Raw genomic sequence first — 537 nt, 5'->3', positions numbered from 1 at the left:
CTTCGGAGAAGGTTCGGGTTGCGAGACCTGGAAGCTGAGACGGAGATGAGGATGACCGAAGAGAGACTGGCGCTGATCGAGCTGGTTGAGACGCAGGCGGACGGAGACCTCGTGCGCGAGATGCTGGCCTTTGCCGCCGAGCGGATCATGGAGGCCGAGGTCGAGGGGCGGACAGGCGCAGCCAAGGGCGCGAGAACGCCGATGCGGGAGGTTCAGCGCAACGGATACCGTGACCGCGATCGGGACACCCGTGCCGGACGGATTGCGCCGGAGATCCCCAGGTTGCGGAAGGGCAGCTGTTTCCCGAGCTTCCTGGAGCCGCGAAGAACCGCCGAGAAGGCCTTGGTGGCGGTGATCCAGGAGGCATATGTCCACGGCGTTTCGACAAGGGCCGTCGACGATCTGGTCAAGGCCATGGGCGCAGGCGGCAGTCCAAGAGCCGGGTCAGCCGGCTCTGCGCCGAGATCGACGAGCGGGTGAATGCCTTCCTGTCGCGGCCGCTGGAGGGCACATGGCCCTGCCTGTGGCTGGACGCGA

The 537-nt window shown here is 66.5% G+C and carries 1 pseudogene; it reads left to right on the top strand.

The features are described from left to right. Positions 1–51: 51 nt before the first annotated feature. Positions 52–537, top strand: a pseudogene (locus tag DR046_RS23165) (transposase); the annotation flags it as partial.

Source organism: Jannaschia formosa (assembly GCF_003340555.1).
Lineage (GTDB): Bacteria > Pseudomonadota > Alphaproteobacteria > Rhodobacterales > Rhodobacteraceae > Jannaschia > Jannaschia formosa.
The sequence above is the reverse complement of the archived record's forward strand: the minus strand, read 5'-3'. Positions and strand labels throughout refer to the sequence as shown.